Below are 18,524 nucleotides of genomic sequence, written 5' to 3' on the forward strand. Positions count from 1 at the left end.
CCGCCCTACGGTGGGGACACCTCGGGGGACGGGAAGGAGGCGGTCATGCAGCAACCGGTCGCCACGGCACCACTCCCTCCCCTGCCCTATCGCACCCGCCCACCCCAGGTGCTGCTGGCTGTGGGTGCGGTCCTGCTGGTCAGCGCCGGCGCCGCGGTCGCGTCGGCCTACGGGGGCACCCCGGCCCGCGCCCTGCTGCTCGCCTTGGCCGCCGTCGCCGCCGGCTTCTCGCTGCGCTCCGCTCGCGCACGGCTGCGCAGCTCCGAGGAGGTGCTGGCGGCCAGCGCCACGGGCCTCGCCGTGAGCGCCTCCGCCGTCGGGGGTGACGCGCTCGGCTACGCCGCCGCGACCGCCCTGCTCGCCGCCGTCTTCCTGGCGCTGCACCGGGTGGCGCCCAGCACCGCGACGTGGCCCATGGCCTCCTGGGTGGCCGCGCAGCTCGCCGTCCTCCAGGTCCTCGACGCCGTGCCGGACGCACTCCGCACCCAGGCCTACCTCGGCGTCGCGCTGATGGGTCTGGGCATCGCGCTGTTCGGCCGGCCGGTCGTGGCGCGCCTGGCCCTGCTGACCACGGTCCCGTGGTGGGTGGCCGGCGTCGTCAGCGGCTCCACCACCGCGTGGACCGGCACGGGCACCGAGCGCGCCGTCTCGGCATCCCTGGTGGTCGTCGCCGGCCTCGGACTCGTGGTCACCCGCCTGCGCCGGGTGCTCGAGCCGCTGACCGGACCACCCAAGGCGGCCCCGGTGCTGGCCGGAGCGGTCGCGGGTGCCGCCGTCACGGGGGCGTCTTCCGCACTCGGGACCGGAGCCGTCACTGCCGCCGGGTATGCGGGCGTCCTGCTGGCCAGCGTGGCGGCGGCGGTGCTGACCGCGTGGAGGCGCGGGCTGTTCCTCCCCCTTTCCCTCGCGGCCGGCACGGTGATGACGGCGCTGAGCGTGGGCAGGCTGCTCGCCGGTCAGGAGTGGACCGCGCTGTCGGTCCTGCTCGTCCTCACCGCCCTGCCCACGGTCTGGGTGGCGGTGCGCCGACCGGAGGACCGGCCGCTGGCCCTGCCGGTGGCGGTGTGGAGCCTGGCGGGCGCGGCGCTGCTCGCCATCCCGGACGGGGTGCTCTCACCGACCGCCGCCGCGACCGCGCTGACCGCCCTCTACGCCGTCGCGATGGCGGCCGGCGCCGAGTTGGACACCGCCTCCCGCCGGGCGACCGCGATCGCCGCCGCCGTCTGCGCGGCCGCCGCCGTCCTGCTCGTCGTGGCCCGGGACCGGCCGTGGGTGCTCGCCGCCCTGCTGGCCGTGCAGGGGACGTGCACGCTGCTCTGGGCCTGGCGCACCTGGACCACGCAGCGCACGGCCGACGACGCCGAGCTGTCCCGCGAGGCCTGGCGGGTGGGCGCCGCCCAGCTGGTGGTGGCCGCGTGGGTGGCCGCGGCGTCGGCCGACGTCGGCGCGGTCGAGTGGTACTCGCTTCCCGCAGCGGCCGGACTGCTGCTGGCCGCAGGCCCGGGCCTGCTGCGCGGCAGCTCGTGGGCGAACTGGGGGCCGGGGCTGGTGGTCGCCGCCGTCCCCTCGACGGTGCTGGCCGTCGTCGCGGCGGACGCGCCTCGGGCGGTCGCCGTGCTCGTCGTCGCGGCTGCGGTACTGGTCGCCGGCGGTCGTCGCGCCCTGCGCGCGCCCCTGGAGATCGGTGCGGGGACGGCGCTGGCGCTGGCCCTGGGGCTCAGCGTGCGTGCGCTGCCGTGGCCGGTGGCGTCCGCGCTGGTCGTCGGCGGGGTCCTGCTCGCCATCGGTGCGCGCCGGGAACGACGTCCGGTCGCAGGCTTCGCCACCCGCCTGGCCGACCTCCGCTGACCCGGCACGCATGAGCATCCCCGAGCCTCTCGTGGCGGCCGATCTGGCCGACGTACTGGCCATCTACGAAGAAGCGTTCCCGGCGAACGAACGCGTGCCCACGGCCGTGCTCGCCGCCGAGCTGGGTCGGAGCCGGACCTGCCTGGTGCTGCGCTCGGAGGGTCGCGTCGTCGCATTCGCCTCGCTCATACCGCTGGCGGAGGACACGCACTTCCTGGAGTACCTGGCCGTCCGCAGCGGTGCGCGGGGAGGTGGGTACGGCGCCCGGATGGTGGAGCAGATCCGAACGCTGGGGGTCGCCGTCCTGTTCGAGGTCGAGGATCCGGCCGAGCCCGGGCTCACGACGGACGAGGTGCGCAGCCGGGAGCGTCGGATCGCCTTCTACGCCGCGAACGGCGGTGCGCCGGCGCCCTTCGGGCTCTGTTTCCACCCGCCGTCCTTCGACGGCTCGCCCACGGCCCGGATGGTCGTCCACGCCCTTGACGCCCCCGGGCGGTGGACGCTCGCCGACGTGCTCGACCGGCTGGCCACCGCCGCGGCCGTCTCCTACGCCACGGCCGGCGACGCAGTCACCGCTCCCGGCGGGCCAGCGGCGTCAGCCGAACCACGGCGATCCGCCGGCTGACCGACGCCTGGCAGGCGTCGTAGGTGGCCGCGGTGGGTCGACCACCGGTCAGGCGTAGGCGGCCGGCATCTCCGCACGCCGGAACCGCGAGAGGGTGAGCACCAGCGCCGAGAGCGCCAGCACCCCGATACCCACCGCGATGACCGGCCCGTCGCCGTACGCCGTCGCCGCCAGACCGGCCAGCGGAGCCGCGAGAGCGATCGACCCCCAGTTGAACGCCCGGATGGTGCCGTTCATGCGCGCCCGCAGCCGGTCCGGGGTCACCGCGTTGCGGTAGCTGAGGTCCAGCGGCCCCTTGATGCCCGAACCCAGCCCGTGCAGCAGTTGGCCGGCCACCAGCAGGGCCGCCCCGGTGGTGCCCGCGGGGGCCAGCAGGAGGAACAGGTACGCGGGCGGGTGCAGCCATGCCGCGGCCGCGCAGACCCGGCCCACGCCGTGGCGCTCGGCGGCGCGGGGGGCCAGGCCGGCGCCGACCACCCCGCTGATGCCCGCGCACGAGAGCACGAGCCCGACCGTGAGCGCGCTCAGGCCCAGCTCTTCGGTGGCATGGAAGACGAAGACCGTCATGAGCGCCGAGTTCGCGAGGAACCAGAGATGCAGGGAGACGGCGTAGGGAGCCAGCGTCCCGTGGCGGTACACCCAGGAGCCGCCCTCCCGCAGCTCCCGCCACAGCTGCCGGTCCGGCTGCCGCGCAGGTGTCGGCTCGTGGACCCTGATCGACGCCAGCAGCAGCGCGGCCACGGCGTGGCTGACCGCGTTGAACAGGATGGCCACGGGAGCGGACAGGAACCGGACCAGGACCCCGACCACCAGCGGACCGACCGCCTCGGCCGCCGTCGTGGTCTGCTCCACGCGCGCGTTGGCGACCGGCAGCAGCTCCATGGGCACCAGCTGCGGCAGGTAGGACTGGTGCGCGGCGTGGAAGAACATCGACGCCGAGCCCACGACGGCCACCAGGACGGCCAGGACCGGCACGGTCAGCAGACCGGCGAACGCCAGGCCGGCGATGGTCCCCGTCGCCAGCGCGGTCGCGGTGTCGGCGGCGATCAGCACGGGACGACGGCGCATCCGGTCCGTGAGCACGCCCGCGAGCAGGCCCACGGCGACGGCGGGGAGCCACTGCGCCGCGCGGACGAAGCCGATCGCGGTCTGGTCCGCGGACAGCGTTTCGATCAGCAGCAGCTGGAGGGCCAGGCCGAAGGTGAACGAGCCCAGCCACGACACGGTGCCGGACAGCCAGAGGCGCACGAAGGCCGGGTAGGCCAGCACTCCGCTGCTGGACACGCGGGCAGTCAAGCAGACGCAGGCGTCCCGCAGCGGCGCCGAACAGCGGCGTTTCCGAACTACCCCGGACCCGCTTCTGGGGTGTTCCTCGCGCTCATCGGGTCCTGCAGGACCGGAGAAGCGGGAAGAACACCCCAGAAGTGGAGGTGCTAGCGCGTCAGACGCGGAAGCCGAGGGCGCGGAGCTGCTCGCGGCCGTCGTCGGTGATCTTGTCCGGGCCCCACGGCGGCATCCAGACCCAGTTGATCCGGATGTCGTCCACGAGCCCGGGGCCGGGGCCACCGGTGAGGGCCTGGCGGGCCTGGTCCTCGATGACGTCGGTCAGCGGGCAGGCCGCCGAGGTCAGCGTCATGTCGATGATGGCGATGTTGTTGTCGTCCACGTCGAGGCCGTAGACGAGGCCGAGGTCGACGACGTTGACGCCCAGCTCGGGGTCGACGACGTCGCGCATGGCCTCCTCGAGATCCTCCAGGAGGGCCGACTTGTAGGCGGGCAGGTCGCCCGGCGCACCGTCGGTGGCGGGAGTGGCGTTCTCGGTGCTGCTGTCGGCGCTCATGACGTTCCTCCAGGGGTCGTGGTGGCCAGTGCCCGGGCGGAGGCGTCCTTCAACGCCATCCAGCTCATCAGCGCGCACTTGATGCGGGCCGGGTACTTCGAGACGCCGGCGAACGCGACGGCGTCCTCCAGGCTGTCCTCGAGCTTCTCGGCCACGGTGGGGTCGCCCTTGGCCTGCATCAGCGTCATGAAGTCCTCGCCGGTGGCGAGGGCCTCGGTGACGCTCTTGCCGAGGACGAGGTCGTACATCGCCGAGATCGAGGCCTGGCTGATCGAGCAGCCCATGCCCTCGTACGACAGATCAGACACGACGGCGTCGCCCGCTGCGTTGTTCTCGATGTGCAGTCGGAGCGTCACCTCGTCGCCGCACGTCGGGTTGACGTGGTGCACCTCGGCCTCGAAGGGCTCGCGCAGTCCACGCCCGTGCGGGTTCTTGTAGTGGTCCAGGATGATCTCCTGGTACATCGACTCCAGCTGCATCAGATCGACCTCACGCAGTTCCGAAGAACTTCTGGGCCGCCCGAATTCCGTCCGCCAGGGCGTCGATGTCGTCGTAGCCGTTGTGCACGTAGAAGGTGGCGCGGGTGGTCGCCGGGACGCCGTAGCGGCGCACCACCGGCCAGGCGCAGTGGTGCCCCACGCGTACGGCGATGCCGTGGTCGTCGAGGACCTGCCCCACGTCGTGCGGGTGGATGCCCTCGACGGTGAAGGACACCGCTCCCCCGCGGGCGACCGTGTCGGGCGGGCCGATGACGGTGACGCCAGGGATCTCGGCGAGCTTCTGCAGCGCGTAGCCGGTGAGGGCCTTCTCGTGCTCCTCGACGCGGTCCATGCCGAGGTCCTGCAGGTACTCGACGGCCGCGGCCAGGCCGATCACCTGCGCGGTCATCGGCACGCCGGCCTCGAAGCGCTGCGGCGGCGCGGCGAAGGTCGAGGCCTCCATGCGCACGACCTCGATCATCGAGCCACCGGTCAGGAACGGCGGCAGCTTGTCGAGCACCTTGTAGCGGCCCCAGAGCACGCCGACGCCCGTGGGCCCCAGCATCTTGTGCCCGGAAAACACCAGGAAGTCCGCGCCGAGCTCGGTGACGTCGACCGGCTGGTGCGGCACCGACTGGGCGCCGTCGACCAGCACCAGGGCACCGACCTCGTGCGCCCGGGCGATGATGTCGCCGAGCGGGTTGATCGTGCCCAGGATGTTCGACTGCTGGGTCACGGCCACGAGCTTGGTGCGCTCGTTGACCACCGTGGCCAGGTCGGAGAGGTCCAGCCGGCCATCGTCGGTGAGGCCGAGCCAGCGCAGGGTCGCGCCGGTCCGCTCGCACAACTGCTGCCAGGGCACCAGGTTGGCGTGGTGCTCCATCTCGGTGACCACGATCTCGTCACCCTCGCCGACGGCGTAGGTGCGGAACTCCTCCTCCTTCGCCGTGGCGGCGTTGGAGAGGGCGTAGGCCACCAGGTTGATCGCCTCGGTGGTGTTGCGGGTGAAGACGATCTCCCGGTCCGGTGCGCCGATGAACCCGCCGATGGTGGCGCGGGCGGCCTCGTAGGCACCAGTCGCCTCCTCGGCGAGTGCGTGGGCCCCCCGGTGCGGAGCGGCGTTGACGTTCTCGTAGAACCAGCGCTCGGCGTCCAGCACCGACCGCGGCTTCTGCGAGGTGGCGCCGGAGTCGAGGTAGACCAGCCGCTTCCCGTCGCGGACGGTGCGCGTCAGGATCGGGAAGTCCGCCCGGATCGCCTCGACGTCCAGGGGCAGCGGCTCGTGCGCCCCGACAGGACGCGAGACGGTCTGGGTCATGCGCTGGCAACCTCCGCAGCGGCCTGCTCGTTGGAGTCCTTGACGTAGGCGGCGTAGCCCTCGTTCTCGAGCTTGTCGGCGAGCTCCGCGCCACCCTCCTCGACGACCTTGCCGGCGACGAAGACGTGGACGAAGTCGGGCTTGATGTAGCGCAGGATCCGCGTGTAGTGCGTGATCAGCAGGACGCCGATCTCGCCCTCCTCGCGGGTGCGGTTGACGCCCTCGGAGACGATCCGCAGCGCGTCGACGTCCAAACCGGAGTCGGTCTCGTCGAGGATCGCGATGGCCGGCTTGAGCAGGCGCATCTGCAGGATCTCGTGGCGCTTCTTCTCACCACCGGAGAAGCCCTCGTTGACGTTGCGCTCGGCGAAGGCGGAGTCCATCTCGAGCAGTTCCATCTCGCTCTTGACGTCCTTGACCCAGGTGCGCAGCTTGGGGGCCTCGCCCTTGATCGCCGTGGCGGCGGTGCGCAGGAAGTTCGACACCGAGACGCCGGGGACCTCGACGGGGTACTGCATCGCGAGGAACAGGCCGGCGCGGGCGCGCTCGTCGACGCTCATGGCGAGGACGTCCTCGCCGTCGAGGGTCACGGTGCCGCCGGTGACGGTGTACTTGGGGTGCCCGGCGATCGAGTAGGCCAGGGTCGACTTGCCGGACCCGTTGGGGCCCATGATCGCGTGGGTCTCGCCCGAGCGGACGGTCAGGTCGACGCCACGGAGGATCTCCTTGGCGTCGTCACCCTCGCCGACCGTCACGTGCAGGTCGCGGATCTCCAGAACGGACACTTCTTCTCGCTCCTCAGTTGCCGGCCGCGTGGGAGGACTCGACGGCGCTCGCCGTTGCCTCAGCTTCGGTGTCGACGAGCACGTCCTCCCCTTCCACGCGGACCGGGTAGACGTCGACCGGCTCGGTCGCCGGCAGGTTGGTGGGCTCGCCCGTGCGCAGGTCGAAGCACGAGCCGTGCAGGAAGCACTCGATGGTCGGGGCGCCGCCGAACTGCTCGACGTCCCCCTCGCTCAGCGGGACGTCGGCGTGCGAGCACCGGTCCTCGAGGGCGTACAGCTGACCCTCGAACCGGACCACGGCGACGTCGACGTCCGAGAGCTCGACGCGCAGGGCGCCGTTCTCGGGGACGTCGGACAGTGCGCAGACGCGTTCGAAGGCCATGGTCAGGCGACCTCGACCGGCTGCTCGTCCAGACCCGGCAGGGCACCGAGGCGCGTCTCGATGGTGCCCATCAGGCGGTCCTGGATGGCGTCGATCCCGATGTTCTGGACGACGTCGGCGAAGAAGCCGCGCACGACCAGTCGGCGGGCGGTCTCGGCGTCGATGCCGCGCGAGCAGAGGTAGAACAGCTGCTCGTCGTCGAACCGGCCGGTGGCGCTGGCGTGGCCGGCGCTGACGATCTCACCGGTCTCGATCTCCAGGTTGGGCACCGAGTCGGCCCGTGCACCGTCGGTGAGGACCAGGTTGCGGTTGAGCTCGTAGGTCTCGGTGCCGGTCGCCGCCGGGCGGATGCGGACGTCGCCGATCCAGACCGTGCGCGCACCCTCGCCCTGCAGCGCGCCCTTGTAGAGCACGTTGCTGGTGCAGTTCGGGACGGCGTGGTCGACCCAGAGCCGGTGCTCCTGGTGCTGCGTCTCGTCGGAGAAGTAGACGCCGAAGAGGTCCGCGCGTCCGCCGGTACCGGCGTACTGCACATTGCTGACCAGGCGCACGAGGTCACCGCCGAGGGTGACCACGACCTGCTTGTAGATGGCGTCGCGCCCGACGACGGCGTCGTACTGGCCGCCGTGCACGGAGCCGGACGCCCAGTCCTGGATGGAGACGAGGGTGACCTGCGCGCCGTCGCCGACGAGCACCGTCACGCCGCCGGAGTACTTGGCCGGGCCGGTGTGGTCCAGGACGACGGTCGCCTTCGCGAACGCGCCGACCTCGACGACCAGCTGGCTCCAGACGACGTCGTCGCCGCCGGTGCCGGCCAGGCCGAGCGTGACCGGGCGGTCCAGCTGGGCCTCCTTGGCCACGCGGACGACGGCAGCGCCGCCGGCCCGCTGGCGGGTCAGGGCGGCCAGCCGGTCGACCGGCTCCGGCAGACCCTTGAGCAGGGGGTCGCCGGCCTCCACGCTGGTCAGCTCGACGCCCTCGGGCAGATCGGTCGCCCAGGTGAGGCTCGCGTCGGAGGCGGCACCGTCCAGGAGCGGACGGATCCGCTTCATCGGCGTGAACCGCCACGTCTCCTCGCGACCGGTCGGCACGCCGAAGACGTCCGGGTCGGTGGAGGTGAGCCGTTCCGGCGGCGAGCCGGTCGGCGTGGGTCCACCGTGCGAGTGCGCGCCGGGCGACGCGTTACCGGCGGTGCCGGTGTCGGACGCCGGGGTGGTCGGCGGGCCGGCCTGCGCACCCACGCCCGGAGCGAAGAGCTCCGAGGCGAGGGTGGCCGGCTGGGTGGTGAGATCGGTCGTGCCGGTGTTCAGGTCGGCCGTACCGGTGTTCTGGTCGGTCATCAGCCGACGGCACCTTCCATCTGCAGCTCGATGAGCCGGTTGAGCTCGAGGGCGTACTCCATGGGGAGCTCGCGGGCGATGGGCTCGACGAACCCGCGCACCACCATCGCCATGGCCTCGTCCTCGGACAGGCCGCGGCTCATGAGGTAGAAGAGCTGGTCGTCGCTGACGCGGGAGACGGTCGCCTCGTGACCCATGGAGACGTCGTCCTCGCGGACGTCGACGTAGGGGTAGGTGTCCGACCGGCTGATCGTGTCGACCAGCAGGGCGTCGCACTTCACGGTCGACTTGGAGCCGTAGGCGCCCTCGTCGATCTGGACCAGGCCGCGGTAGGAGGTGCGGCCACCGCCACGGGCGACGGACTTGCTGATGATCGTCGAGGAGGTGTGCGGTGCGGCGTGCACCATCTTGGCGCCGGCGTCCTGGTGCTGGCCCTCGCCCGCGAAGGCGATGGAGAGCACCTCGCCCTTGGCGTGCTCGCCGGTCATCCAGACGGCCGGGTACTTCATCGTCACCTTGGAGCCGAGGTTGCCGTCGACCCACTCCATGGTCGCGCCCTCGTGGGCCACGGCCCGCTTGGTGACCAGGTTGTAGACGTTGTTCGACCAGTTCTGGATGGTCGTGTACCGGCAGCGCGCGTTCTTCTTGACGATGATCTCGACGACGGCCGAGTGCAGCGAGTCACTCTTGTAGATCGGCGCGGTGCAGCCCTCGACGTAGTGCACGTAAGCGCCCTCGTCGACGATGATCAGCGTCCGCTCGAACTGGCCCATGTTCTCGGTGTTGATCCGGAAGTAGGCCTGCAGCGGGATCTCGACGTGCACGCCCGGCGGCACGTAGATGAACGAGCCACCCGACCACACGGCGGTGTTCAGCGCGGCGAACTTGTTGTCGCCGGACGGGATCACCGAGCCGAAGTACTCCTGGAAGATCTCCGGGTGCTCCTTCAGGGCCGAGTCGGTGTCCAGGAAGATGACGCCCTGGTCCTCGAGCTCCTTCTGGATCTGGTGGTAGACGACCTCGGACTCGTACTGGGCGGCGACACCGGAGACCAGACGCTGCTTCTCGGCCTCGGGGATGCCCAGCCGGTCGTAGGTGTTCTTGATGTCGTCGGGCAGGTCCTCCCACGAGGCGGCCTGCGCCTCGGTGGACCGCACGAAGTACTTGATGTTGTCGAAGTCGATGCCGGAGAGGTCCGAGCCCCAGTCGGGCATGGGCTTGCGACCGAAGAGCTTGAGGGCCTTCAGGCGGCGCTCGAGCATCCACTCGGGCTCGCTCTTGCGGCGCGAGATGTCGCGGACGACGTCCTCGTCGACACCGCGGCGGGCGGAGGCACCGGCGACGTCGGCGTCGGCCCAGCCGTACTCGTAACGGCCGAGCTGCTCGATCTGCTCGTCCTGCGTCAGCGGCGTAGCCGGCTGCTGGGTGCTGGTCATGCGGGCGTCCTCTCCCGGTCGATCTCAGGGGCAGTGCTGCTGGACTGGCTGGTGGGCGCGCTGTGGGGCGCTGCTCGCTCACCAGGTACAGGGCGTGCGGGGGCCGTTCTGTTCCCCGGACGCAACGGTCCTGGGAGGTGTGTGGTGCAGATCCCGTCACCGTGGGCGATCGTGGCCAGCCGCTGCACGTGGCTGCCCACGAGCCGGCCGATCACCGCGGTCTCGGCCTCGCACAGCTGGGGGAACTCCGCGGCCACGTGCGCCACCGGGCAGTGGTGCTGGCAGAGCTGCCCCCCGCCGGAGATCGCCGAGGCCGTGGCAGCGTAGCCCTCGGCCGTGAGCGCGGCGGCCAGGGCCTGGGCCCGGTCCACCGGCGCTCCCCCGGCCGCGTCGACGGCGCTCTGCACGGCGCTGGAGGCGCGTGCCTCGAGACCGGCCAGCTGCTGCTCGGCAACGGCACGCACGGCGTCCGGACCACCGGCGGCCGCGACGTACCGCAGCGCGGTCAGCGCGAGGTCGTCGTACGCGTGCGGGAAGGCGGAGCGGCCGGCGTCGGTGAGGTGGAACCGCCGGGCGGGGCGACCCCGACCACGATGCGCATCGCGGGCGACCCGCTCCTCGATGCGGCCGGCGGCGACCAGCGAGTCCAGGTGCCGGCGGACGGCAGCCGGCGAGATGCCCAGCCGCGCGGCGAGCTCGGTGGCGGTCTGCGGCCCGTGCTCGAGGAGCAGGGCGCTGACGCGGTCGCGGGTACGCCCGTCGTCGGCCGGAGCCGACGAGCGCGGGGGTGCCACGGCGCTTTCCACAACAAGAGTGTGTCCTAAATCGAGGACCCTGCAAGCAAGGTGGACCTAAGAAGTGATCTCCAGCGCCCGCTCCGTGAGCAGGGTCACCACGGCCGCGCTGCAGGGGCCGCTGCGAGCCTGCGAGCGGCGGGGGGCAGCGCGGTCCTTGTCTAACATCTGAGGCGTGCCGGTCCTGCCCACCTCCTTCTCCTCCGCGACCATCTCGCGCCTCGCCCTGGCGAACGCCGTCGCGAACGGGCTGATCGTCGTCACCGGCGGCGCCGTCCGGCTGACCGGCTCCGGCCTGGGCTGCCCGACCTGGCCGCGCTGCACGTCCGAGAGCTTCACCACCACGCCCGAGCTGGCCGGGCACGGCGTCATCGAGTTCGGCAACCGGCTGCTGACCTTCGTCCTCGCCGCCGTGGCGATCGCCACCGTCGTCGCGGTGTGGCGCTCCGCGCGGCACGACCTGCGCCGGCTGGCCGCCCTGACCTTCATCGGCATCCCCGCCCAGGCGCTGCTGGGCGGCGTCACCGTGCTGACCGGGCTCAACCCGTGGACCGTCGCCGCGCACTTCCTGGTCTCCGCGGTGCTCGTCGCGCTGGCCACCACCCTGTGGCTCCGGTCCCGCGAGCCCGGGGTCGGCGAGCCCCTGCTGCGCCGCCCGTTCGTCCTGCTCACCTGGGGGATCGCCGCGGCGACGGCGGCGGTGCTGGTGCTGGGCACCATCGTCACGGGCAGCGGCCCGCACAGCGGCGACGTGGACGAGGCCGACGTCCCGACCGGAGACCGGATCGGCGTCGACACCGAGCTGATCAGCCAGCTGCACGCCGACGTCGTCTTCCTGCTCATCGGGCTGACCGTCGCGCTGCTGGTCGCGCTCTACGCGACGGACTCCCCCGACCGCGTGCGCCGGGCGGCCCGCGACCTGCTGGTCGTCCAGCTCGCCCAGGGCGTCGTCGGCTACGTCCAGTACTTCACCGAGCTGCCGATCGCGCTGGTGCTGCTGCACATGCTGGGCGCGGTGCTCATCACCGCGTTCACCGCGCGGCTGGTCTGGTCGGTGCGCGGGCCGGCGTCCGAGGTCCCGCTGAGCGCGCCCTCGCGGCCCGCCGTCGCCACCCGCTGACCGGTCAGTCGTGCCAGACGAGGACCAGCGCGGTGCCGCCGTCGGCTGACTCCCACCGGCCGCCGGTCACCGAGTCCGGGTCCGGCATCCCGGTGGTGAGGGCGGCCCGCGCATCGGCCCAGGCCGGCCAGGCGTCGTCCTCGTCGTGCCAGACCAGCCGCCCACCCGGCAGGTAGGTCACCACCGGGCAGCCGCCCTCGGCCAGCGCCTCGGCGTCCGCACGCTCGATGCGCGTCGTCCGACGCCGGTAGGTGCGCCCGTCCGGCCCGATCAGCGCTCCGGGTCCCAGCGCCTTCCAGTCCCGGTCCGGGAGCTCGCGCCGCACTCAGACGATGGCGTCGACGACGATCGCGACCATGAGCAGCGCCAGGTACGAGATCGAGACGTGGAACAGCTGCATCGGCTTCATGTCGCCGCCGCGCTTGATGCGGGCCAGCAGGCGGTGGGCCTCCACCACGAACCAGCCGCCCAGCAGGATCGCCGGGATCGTGTAGCCGAGGCCGATGCCGTAGCCGGTGGCCACCGGCCAGAGCAGCAGCGAGACGGCGACGGTCGCCCAGGCCCACGCGACGCTCTGCCGGCCGACCGACAGCGCGGTGGTGACCACCGGCAGCATCGGGACGTCGGCGCGCGCATAGTCGTCCTTGAAGCGCAGGGCCAGCGCCCAGAAGTGCGGCATCTGCCAGCAGAAGACGACGGCGAAGACGACGACCGCGGGCCAGTCCAGCGACCCGGTGACCGCGGCCCAGCCGATGAGGACCGGGGCCGCCCCCGGTACCCCGCCCCACTCGGTGCTGCGGCGGGTGTGCCGCTTGAACACCATCGTGTAGAGCACGGCGTAGTAGAAGATCGCCGCCGCCGCCAGCGCCGCGGCCAGCAGCGTGGTGGTCGCGGCGAGCAGCGCGATCGAGCTGACCGTCAGGACGAACCCGAAGACCAGTGCGGCGCGCGGCGTGACCTCGCCGGTCACCAACGGCCGCTTCTGGGTGCGCTGCATCAGCCGGTCGATGTCGCGGTCGAAATAGCAGTTGAAGACGTTCGCCGCGCCGGCCGCGAGCGTGCCGCCGACCAGGGTGGCGAGCAGGAGCGAGAAGGAGGGCCAGCCGCGGGCGGCGAGCATCATCGCCGGCACGGTCGTCACCAGCAGCAGCTCGATGATGCGCGGCTTGGTGAGGCCGACGTAGGCGAGCACCCGGGCCCGGACCGCGGCGGTGCGGCCGGTGGTCCGGCCCTCCTGGCGGGCGGTGGTGAAGCGCTCGGAGAGCGCGGTCACCGGGTGCCCTCGAGCGCGGCGGCGCGCGGGCAGCAGGGCACCAAGGTGTCCCTTCGAGAACGACGATGTGAACTCCGGCCACTGTAGACGGGCCGGTGCCCCGGCCACCTCGCGGTGTGGGCCCGGATGACTAGGGTTGATCACGTTGTTGCCGCGTGCGCAGCGGGTAGGGCCGACGTCGACGACGACGACGGTGCGCCCCGGTCCAGTGCGGGATCCGGGACGGGCGCCGGCCGCGTGACGCAGGGCCAGATCTTCGAGGGAGCACCCAGCACATGACGCAGAGCACCGGGTCGGAAGCGCCGGCCGAGGCCGCGACGGACACGCCCACCGGCTCCCCGAGCCAGCCGAACCCGACCCTCCCCGAGGGCTTCGGTGAACTGGACCGCCGCGCGATCGACACCGCGCGCGTCCTCGCGATGGACGCCGTCCAGAAGGTCGGCAACGGCCACCCCGGGACGGCGATGAGCATGGCGCCGACCGCCTACCTGCTCTTCCAGAAGTGGCTCCGCCACGACCCCACGGACCCGAACTGGGTCGCCCGTGACCGGTTCGTCCTGTCCATGGGGCACTCGAGCCTGACGCTGTACGTGCAGCTCTACCTCTCCGGCTACGGCATGGAGCTGGAGGATCTGCGCGCTCTGCGTACCTGGGGGTCGCAGACCCCCGGCCACCCCGAGGTCAACCACACCCCCGGCGTCGAGACGACGACCGGCCCGCTCGGCCAGGGCGTCGGCAACGCCGTGGGCATGGCGATGGCCGCGCGGCGCGAGCGCGGACTGTTCGACCCCGACGCCCCCGAGGGCCAGAGCCTGTTCGACCACACCATCTGGGCGTTCTGCTCCGACGGTGACCTCGAGGAGGGCGTCAGCGCCGAGGCGTCGTCGCTGGCCGGCACGCAGCAGCTGGGCAACCTCGTGCTGGTCTACGACGACAACAAGATCTCCATCGAGGACGACACCACCGTCGCCTTCACCGAGGACGTCGGCAAGCGCTACGAGGCCTACGGCTGGCACGTGCAGCACGTCGACGACGGCGAGGACCTGGCCGCGCTGGACGCCGCGTTCGCCGCCGCGAAGGCGGAGACGCAGCGCCCGTCGATCATCGTGCTGCGGACGATCATCGGCTGGCCCGCGCCGAACAAGCAGAACACCGGCGCCGCCCACGGCTCCGCCCTCGGCGAGGACGAGGTGAAGGCCACCAAGCAGATCCTCGGCATGGACCCGGAGAAGTCCTTCGACGTCGCCCCCGAGGTCATCGAGCACGCGCGCAAGGTCGTCGACCGCGGCCGCGAGGCGCACGCCGCCTGGCAGGAGCAGTTCGACGCCTGGAAGCAGGGCAACCCGGACGGCGCCGCCCTCCTGGAGCGGATGACCACCCGCACCCTCCCCGAGGGCTGGGCGGAGAAGCTGCCGAGCTGGGACGCCGACCCCAAGGGCGTCGCCACCCGCAAGGCCTCCGGTGAGGTGCTCGCCGCCCTCTACCCCGAGCTCCCCGAGCTGTGGGGCGGGTCGGCCGACCTCGCGGAGAGCAACAACACCGCGGTCAAGGGCGAACCGTCGTTCCTGCCGGCCAGCCGCCAGACCAAGATGTGGAGCGGCGGCCCCTACGGCCGCACCCTGCACTTCGGCGTCCGCGAGCACGCCATGGGCGCGATCATGAACGGCATCGCGCTGCACGGCGGCACCCGCGTGTACGGCGGCACGTTCCTCACCTTCTCCGACTACATGCGCGGAGCGGTCCGGCTCGCGGCCCTCATGCAGCTGCCGGTGACCTACGTGTGGACGCACGACTCGATCGGCCTGGGCGAGGACGGCCCGACCCACCAGCCGATCGAGCACTTCGCCGCGCTGCGGGCGATCCCGGGCCTGGACGTCGTCCGCCCCGCGGACGCCAACGAGGTCTCCGTCGCCTGGCGGACCGTGCTGGAGAACAACGACCGGCCCGCCGGCCTGCTGCTGTCGCGGCAGAACCTCCCCGTGTTCGACCGCGGCGAGTTCGGCTCGGCCGAGGGCACGGCCCGCGGCGCGTACGTGCTCGCCGAGGCCTCCGGCGGCACCCCCGAGGTGATCCTCATGGGCACCGGCTCGGAGGTGCAGATCGCGGTGGCCGCCCGCGAGCGGCTCGAGGCCGACGGCGTCCCGACCCGGGTGGTCTCGGTGCCGTGCGTCGAGTGGTTCGCCGAGCAGGACGAGGGCTACAAGAACGAGGTGTTCCCGCCCTCGGTCCGCGCCCGGGTCAGCGTCGAAGCCGGTGTGCCGATGGGCTGGCGCGAGTTCGTGGGTGACGCCGGCCGGATCGTCGGTCTGACGCACTACGGCGCGAGCGCGGCCTACTCGGTGCTGTACGAGAAGTTCGGCCTCACCGACGAGGCCGTCGTGGCCGCGGCCCGCGAGAGCATCGCGGCGGCCGCCTCCGGGAACGCCGTGCCGGCCGGGCCGGTTGCAGCCACCGGCGGCCTCCCCCACCCCACCGGCGACCGCTGATGTAAGGACCCCGGTGCCGCCCACCGCTCGCACGCCGGCGATGGGTCCCGGCACCGGGGCCACCACGGACGAAAGGCACCGTCATGGCACAGAACGAGAACCTCGCCGACCTGAGCTCGGCCGGAGTCGCAGTCTGGCTCGACGACCTCTCCCGCGACCGCATCCGCAGCGGCAACCTCCAGTCGCTCGTGGACGAGCACTCGGTCGTGGGCGTCACCACCAACCCGACCATCTTCGCCGCCGCGATCAGCGGCTCCGAGTCCTACGACGACCAGCTGCACGCCATGGCCGTGCGGAAGGTGACCGTCGAAGAGGCGTTGCGGACCATCACGGCAGCCGACGTCCGGGACGCCTGCGACCTGCTCGCCCCCGTGGCCGAGCGGCAGCCCGGCGACGGGCGGGTCTCCCTGGAGGTCGCGCCCGGGCTGGCCAACGACACCGACGCCACCGCGGCCGAGGCGGCCCACCTGTGGTGGCTGGTCGACCGGCCCAACCTGTTCATCAAGATCCCGGCCACCGAGGCGGGTCTGCCGGCCATCCAGACGTCGATCGCCCGCGGCATCAGCGTCAACGTCACGCTGATCTTCAGCCCCGAGCGCTACCGCAAGGTCATGGACGCCTACCTGTCCGGCCTGGAGCAGCGGCTCTCCGACGACCCGGAGGCGGACCTGTCCGGCATCGCGTCGGTCGCGTCGTTCTTCGTGTCCCGGGTGGACACCGAGATCGACAAGCGGCTGGACAAGGCCGGGGCCGACGGCTCGCTCAAGAGCAAGGCCGGCGTCGCCAACGCCCAGCTGGCCTACCAGGCCTACGAGGAGGTCTTCTCCTCCGACCGCTGGAAGGCGCTCGAGGCGAAGGGCGCCCGCCCGCAGCGGCCGCTGTGGGCATCGACCGGCGTGAAGAACCCCGATCTGCCCGACACGCTCTACATCAGCGAGCTCATCGCCCCCGGCACGGTCAACACCATGCCGGAGAAGACCCTCATGGCCTACGCCGACCACGGCAGCCCGGGCACCCCGGTGCAGAAGGCCTACGAGGACGCGGCGGCGGTCATGCAGTCGGTCCGGGACGCCGGCGTGGACCTGGACGACGTCTTCCGGGTCCTCGAGGTCGAGGGCATCCAGAAGTTCGTCGACTCCTGGGACGAGCTGACCGAGTCCGTCCGCACCCAGCTGGAGGACAAGAAGTGAGTTTCGAGGTCCGCGTCGAGGGCCTCGAGGTCCCGGACGACGTCCGGACGTCGCTGGCCGCCGACGACGTCGCCGCGCGGCTGACCCGCAAGGACGCGACGCTCTGGGGCCCCGGTGCCGAGAGCGAGGCGGCGATCCGGCTGGGCTGGCTGGACCTGCCGTCGTCCTCGCGCTCCCTGGTCGAGCAGCTCGCGCAGCTGCGCGAGCAGCTGCAGTCCGAGGGGCTCGACCGCATCGTCCTGTGCGGCATGGGCGGCTCCTCGCTGGCCCCGGAGGTCATCTGCCGGACCGCCGGTGTGCCGCTGGTCGTCCTCGACACCACCGACCCGGGCCAGGTCGCCGCGGCGATGATCGATCTGGAGCGCACCGTCGTCGTGGTCAGCTCCAAGTCCGGCGGCACCGTGGAGACCGACAGCCACCGTCGCGCGTTCCAGGCCTCTTTCGCCGCGGCCGGGCTCGACGAGCAGCAGGTGGGGGCGCGCTTCGTCGTCGTCACCGACCCGGGCTCGCCCCTGGCGGACACCGCTGCGGCCATGGGCGCCCGTGCCGTCTTCCTCGCCGACCCGACCGTCGGTGGGCGCTACAGCGCGCTGTCCGCGTTCGGGCTCGTCCCGTCCGCGCTGGCCGGCGCGGACGTCGGCGCGCTGCTCGACGAGGCCGAGGAGCTCGCCGAGCACCTGACCGACGGCGACAACCCGGCCCTCGAGCTGGGCGCTGTCCTGGGCGCGGCCGCGGTGCAGGGGCGCGACAAGCTGGCCCTGGCCGACGCCGCGACCGAGACCGGCACGGCCATCGAGGGCTTCGGCGACTGGGCGGAGCAGCTCATCGCCGAGTCGACCGGCAAGGAGGGCCGCGGCATCCTGCCCGTCGTCCTGGAGTCGGCGACCGCCCCCGGCGCCACCGGGCCGGACACGCTGCTGGCCGTGGTCGGTGGCGACGCCCCGGCGTCCGCACCGTGCCTGACGGTCCGCGGCCCGCTCGGCGCGCAGTTCCTCGGGTGGGAGTACGCCACGGCGGTGGCCGGCCGGGTGCTGGGCATCAACCCCTTCGACCAGCCCAACGTGACCGAGAGCAAGGAGAACACCCAGGCCATCCTCTCCTCGGGGCTGCCCGACGAGCCGCCGGCGGCGACGATCGGCGCGATCGAGGTGCGGGGCAGCGGCGGGGTGCTCGACGGCGTGGACCTGAGCGCCCTCGACGGCGTCTCGCTGGCCGTCGACGCACTGCTGACGGCCGTCCCCGAGCGGGGCTACCTGGCCGTCATGGCCTACCTGGACCGGCTGGCCGACGCGAGCGCCGCCGACCTGCGCTCCGCGCTGGCCTCCCGGACCGAGCACGCCGTGACGTTCGGCTGGGGCCCGCGGTTCCTGCACAGCACCGGCCAGTACCACAAGGGCGGTCCGCAGGCCGGGGCCTTCCTACAGATCACCGGAGCCGCGGGCGAGGACCTCCCGGTCCCGGATCAGCCGTACACCTTCGGCAGCCTGCAGGCCGCCCAGGCGGCGGGCGACCGCAAGGCGCTGGCCGATCGCAGCCGGCCGCTCCTGCACCTCCACCTGACCGACCGGGCCGCCGGCATCGGCCAGCTCCTCGCCGCTCTCGCCTGAC

General features: G+C 72.5%; 17 protein-coding genes. 6 read left to right on the forward strand and 11 right to left on the reverse strand.

Features of this window, described 5'->3' with window-relative positions; all coding sequences use genetic code 11:
- Positions 1–45 precede the first annotated feature (45 nt).
- Together BLS70_RS01275 and BLS70_RS01280 are read left to right on the forward strand one after the other, a co-directional pair.
- Positions 46–1,848, forward strand: a complete 1,803-nt coding sequence (locus BLS70_RS01275) for an SCO7613 C-terminal domain-containing membrane protein (RefSeq protein ID WP_143030314.1) — start codon at positions 46–48, stop codon at positions 1,846–1,848.
- Between the two features lie 10 nt (positions 1,849–1,858).
- On the forward strand, positions 1,859–2,473 hold the full coding sequence (locus BLS70_RS01280; RefSeq protein WP_143030315.1) for a GNAT family N-acetyltransferase: 615 nt from the start codon (positions 1,859–1,861) through the stop codon (positions 2,471–2,473).
- A gap of 48 nt (positions 2,474–2,521) precedes the next feature.
- On the opposite strand, the gene BLS70_RS01285 is transcribed toward BLS70_RS01280, so the two are convergent.
- The 9 genes from BLS70_RS01285 to BLS70_RS01325 all read right to left on the reverse strand — a co-directional run bounded on the left by BLS70_RS01285 (position 2,522) and on the right by BLS70_RS01325 (position 10,859).
- Positions 2,522–3,757 carry an MFS transporter gene (locus tag BLS70_RS01285; protein WP_176946224.1) on the reverse strand — a complete coding sequence of 412 codons (1,236 nt, stop codon included), beginning with the start codon at positions 3,755–3,757 and terminating at the stop codon, positions 2,522–2,524.
- A 157-nt stretch (positions 3,758–3,914) separates the two neighbouring features.
- Positions 3,915–4,313 (reverse strand): metal-sulfur cluster assembly factor, encoded by a 399-nt coding sequence (locus tag BLS70_RS01290; protein ID WP_091763705.1) that lies wholly within the window; start codon positions 4,311–4,313, stop codon positions 3,915–3,917.
- Positions 4,310–4,792 carry a Fe-S cluster assembly sulfur transfer protein SufU gene (gene sufU / locus BLS70_RS01295; protein ID WP_091763706.1) on the reverse strand — a complete coding sequence of 161 codons (483 nt, stop codon included), beginning with the start codon at positions 4,790–4,792 and terminating at the stop codon, positions 4,310–4,312. Before sufU ends, BLS70_RS01290 begins: the two co-directional genes overlap by 4 nt.
- A gap of 10 nt (positions 4,793–4,802) precedes the next feature.
- Positions 4,803–6,110 (reverse strand): cysteine desulfurase, encoded by a 1,308-nt coding sequence (locus tag BLS70_RS01300; protein ID WP_091763707.1) that lies wholly within the window; start codon positions 6,108–6,110, stop codon positions 4,803–4,805.
- Positions 6,107–6,895 carry a Fe-S cluster assembly ATPase SufC gene (gene sufC, locus BLS70_RS01305; protein ID WP_091763708.1) on the reverse strand — a complete coding sequence of 263 codons (789 nt, stop codon included), beginning with the start codon at positions 6,893–6,895 and terminating at the stop codon, positions 6,107–6,109. Before sufC ends, BLS70_RS01300 begins: the two co-directional genes overlap by 4 nt.
- A 13-nt stretch (positions 6,896–6,908) precedes the next feature.
- Entirely contained in the window at positions 6,909–7,277 is a 369-nt protein-coding gene (locus tag BLS70_RS01310; protein WP_091763709.1) for a Rieske (2Fe-2S) protein, read from the reverse strand.
- A gap of 2 nt (positions 7,278–7,279) precedes the next feature.
- Complete coding sequence (gene sufD, locus BLS70_RS01315; RefSeq protein ID WP_176946225.1) at positions 7,280–8,617, reverse strand: Fe-S cluster assembly protein SufD; 1,338 nt, start codon at positions 8,615–8,617, stop codon at positions 7,280–7,282.
- Positions 8,617–10,053, reverse strand: coding sequence for a Fe-S cluster assembly protein SufB (sufB, locus tag BLS70_RS01320; protein WP_091763710.1), 1,437 nt, complete (start codon positions 10,051–10,053; stop codon positions 8,617–8,619). Before sufB ends, sufD begins: the two co-directional genes overlap by 1 nt.
- Positions 10,050–10,859, reverse strand: coding sequence for a helix-turn-helix transcriptional regulator (locus tag BLS70_RS01325; protein WP_255362153.1), 810 nt, complete (start codon positions 10,857–10,859; stop codon positions 10,050–10,052). Before BLS70_RS01325 ends, sufB begins: the two co-directional genes overlap by 4 nt.
- Before the next feature lie 163 nt (positions 10,860–11,022).
- Between BLS70_RS01325 and BLS70_RS01330 the strand changes: the two genes are divergently transcribed.
- Entirely contained in the window at positions 11,023–11,967 is a 945-nt protein-coding gene (locus BLS70_RS01330; RefSeq protein ID WP_091763712.1) for a COX15/CtaA family protein, read from the forward strand.
- A 4-nt stretch (positions 11,968–11,971) separates the two neighbouring features.
- Here the strand turns inward: BLS70_RS01330 and BLS70_RS01335 are convergent, their stop codons facing one another.
- A complete protein-coding gene (locus BLS70_RS01335; RefSeq protein ID WP_091763713.1) occupies positions 11,972–12,292 on the reverse strand; it encodes a hypothetical protein in 321 nt (106 codons plus the stop codon).
- Entirely contained in the window at positions 12,293–13,240 is a 948-nt protein-coding gene (locus tag BLS70_RS01340; protein ID WP_176946226.1) for a heme o synthase, read from the reverse strand.
- Between the two features lie 275 nt (positions 13,241–13,515).
- Here BLS70_RS01340 and tkt point away from each other — a divergent pair, with 275 nt between their 5' ends.
- The 3 genes from tkt (at position 13,516) to BLS70_RS01355 (ending at position 18,523) form a co-directional block, all read left to right on the forward strand.
- A complete protein-coding gene (gene tkt, locus BLS70_RS01345; protein WP_091763714.1) occupies positions 13,516–15,726 on the forward strand; it encodes a transketolase in 2,211 nt (736 codons plus the stop codon).
- A gap of 83 nt (positions 15,727–15,809) precedes the next feature.
- Positions 15,810–16,916 (forward strand): transaldolase, encoded by a 1,107-nt coding sequence (gene tal, locus BLS70_RS01350; RefSeq protein WP_091763715.1) that lies wholly within the window; start codon positions 15,810–15,812, stop codon positions 16,914–16,916.
- Positions 16,913–18,523, forward strand: a complete 1,611-nt coding sequence (locus BLS70_RS01355) for a phosphoglucose isomerase-related protein (RefSeq protein ID WP_091763716.1) — start codon at positions 16,913–16,915, stop codon at positions 18,521–18,523. The genes tal and BLS70_RS01355 overlap by 4 nt, the downstream gene beginning before the upstream one ends.
- Position 18,524: the final 1 nt, after the last annotated feature.

The organism is Blastococcus aurantiacus (assembly GCF_900102425.1).
Lineage (GTDB): Bacteria > Actinomycetota > Actinomycetes > Mycobacteriales > Geodermatophilaceae > Blastococcus > Blastococcus aurantiacus.

Bases quoted from the DNA above. Each gene is read 5' to 3' on its own strand.
- BLS70_RS01275 (WP_143030314.1), top strand. From the start codon at position 46: ATGCAGCAACCGGTCGCCACGGCACCACTCCCTCCCCTGCCCTATCGC.
- BLS70_RS01300 (WP_091763707.1), bottom strand. From the start codon at position 6,110: ATGACCCAGACCGTCTCGCGTCCTGTCGGGGCGCACGAGCCGCTGCCC.
- BLS70_RS01310 (WP_091763709.1), bottom strand. From the start codon at position 7,277: ATGGCCTTCGAACGCGTCTGCGCACTGTCCGACGTCCCCGAGAACGGC.
- sufD (WP_176946225.1), bottom strand. From the start codon at position 8,617: ATGACCGACCAGAACACCGGTACGGCCGACCTGAACACCGGCACGACC.
- BLS70_RS01280 (WP_143030315.1), top strand. From the start codon at position 1,859: ATGAGCATCCCCGAGCCTCTCGTGGCGGCCGATCTGGCCGACGTACTG.
- tkt (WP_091763714.1), top strand. From the start codon at position 13,516: ATGACGCAGAGCACCGGGTCGGAAGCGCCGGCCGAGGCCGCGACGGAC.
- sufB (WP_091763710.1), bottom strand. From the start codon at position 10,053: ATGACCAGCACCCAGCAGCCGGCTACGCCGCTGACGCAGGACGAGCAG.
- BLS70_RS01290 (WP_091763705.1), bottom strand. From the start codon at position 4,313: ATGAGCGCCGACAGCAGCACCGAGAACGCCACTCCCGCCACCGACGGT.
- tal (WP_091763715.1), top strand. From the start codon at position 15,810: ATGGCACAGAACGAGAACCTCGCCGACCTGAGCTCGGCCGGAGTCGCA.
- sufU (WP_091763706.1), bottom strand. From the start codon at position 4,792: ATGCAGCTGGAGTCGATGTACCAGGAGATCATCCTGGACCACTACAAG.